This window comes from Streptomyces sp. UNOC14_S4 (genome assembly GCF_020740835.1).
GTDB lineage: Bacteria > Actinomycetota > Actinomycetes > Streptomycetales > Streptomycetaceae > Streptomyces.
Genome location: NZ_JAINFC010000863.1, coordinates 1 through 1,735, shown reverse-complemented (window position 1 = coordinate 1,735; position 1,735 = coordinate 1). Strand labels below are relative to the sequence as shown.

The 1,735-nt window shown below is 71.6% G+C and carries 1 protein-coding gene; it reads left to right on the top strand.

Translation table 11 applies throughout. The features are described from left to right. Window positions 1–352 precede the first annotated feature (352 nt). Window positions 353–1,735, top strand: a 1,383-nt coding sequence (locus K6I34_RS36550) for an alkaline phosphatase family protein (RefSeq protein WP_229332329.1), incomplete at its 3' end; no start/stop codon positions are given.

Genomic DNA, 1,735 nt, shown 5'->3' with positions numbered 1-1,735 from the left:
GCGCGACAAGCCCCCACCGGCCCGCAGCCGCGCGCACAGCGCAAGACGCACCCCACTAGGCGCCCCCGAAGCCGCGCAGCGCAAGCCGCACAGCGCAAGCGGCACCGCCAAGCGGCGGAGCCCCGCATCCCCCGTCGGAGTGACATTCTTCGGCCCATACGATGACCACTTCCGCCAACTCCCGCCTCTTCACAGCCATTTGACGCTCCGTTCACGCGCCCCCTCCTGCCCCCGACACACCTGTGCCGGGAGAGTCGCAAGGGTCACACTGTGGCCCCACGTGGCCTCACGTGGCCTCACGCGACTCCAGGGAGAGGGGCACTCCATGGCCGAAAAGACGCCCGCGGCGCGCATGACGCGTCGCAGACTCCTCGGCACCGCCGCCGGAGCGGCCGCCGGAGCGGCAGCGCTCTCGCTGCTGCCGACGAGCGTGCAGCGGGCCGTCGCCGCCGGGCCCGCCACGCGCGGCTCGCTGGGCGACATCGAGCACGTGGTCCTGCTGATGCAGGAGAACCGCTCGTTCGACCACTACTTCGGCACCCTCAAGGGCGTCCGCGGCTTCGCGGACCCCGACGCGCTCAGGCTCCCGGACGGCAGATCCGTCTTCTACCAGCCCGACACCGAGAACCCGGCCGGCTACACGCTGCCGTTCCGTCTGGACACCCGCAGGACCAGCGCCCAGGCCATCCCCTCCACCAGCCACGCCTGGGAGGTGCAGCACGACGCGTGGAACGGCGGCCGGATGGACCGCTGGCTGCCCGCACACCGCAAGGCGGACGGGGCGAACGGCCCGTACACGATGGGCTACCACACCCGCGAGGACATCCCGTTCCAGTTCGCGCTCGCGGAGAACTTCACCGTCTGCGACAACTACTACTGCTCCGTCTTCGGCCCCACCTGGCCCAACCGGCTCTACTGGATGACGGGCACCATCGACCCCGGCGGCACCCTCGGCGGCCCGGTGATCGAGAACACCGCGCCCACCCCGTACCGCTGGACCACCTACGCCGAGCGGCTCCAGAAGAAGGGCGTCAGCTGGCAGGTCTACCAGGAGGACGACAACTACGGGTGCAACCTGCTGGAGGAGTTCCAGCAGTTCAAGGACGCCAAGCCGGGCGATCCGCTGTACGACCGGGGCATGGTCCGGCGGCCCGCGGGCTCCTTCGAGGACGACGCCCGCAACGACCGGCTGCCCGCCGTCTCCTGGCTGTTCTCGCCGTCCACGCAGACCGAACACCCGGACTACCTCCCCGCCGCGGGCGCGGACTACGTCGCCAGGAAGCTGGAGGCCATCGCCGACAACCCGGCGGTGTGGCAGAAGACCGTCTTCATCCTGAACTACGACGAGAACGACGGCCTCTTCGACCACGTGCCCCCGCCCGTGCCGCCCCCGGGCACGCCGGACGAGTTCGTGGGCGGCCTGCCCATCGGCGGCGGCTTCCGCGTGCCGTGCCTGATCATCTCGCCGTGGACGGTCGGCGGCTGGGCCGCGGGCGAGGCGTTCGACCACACCTCCGTCCTGCGCTTCCTGGAGCGCTGGACGGGCGTCGAGGAACCCAACATCAGCGCCTGGCGCCGTCGTACCTTCGGCGACCCCACCTCGGCCTTCGGCTTCTCCGAGCCCCCCGCAGGCGCCTCCCCGCAGCTGCCCCGCGACACCGCCGAGCAGCGCGAACAGGCCCAGTGGAACGTGAAGCGCCGCCCCAGGCCCACCCTCCCCGGCGCCCGCCAGACC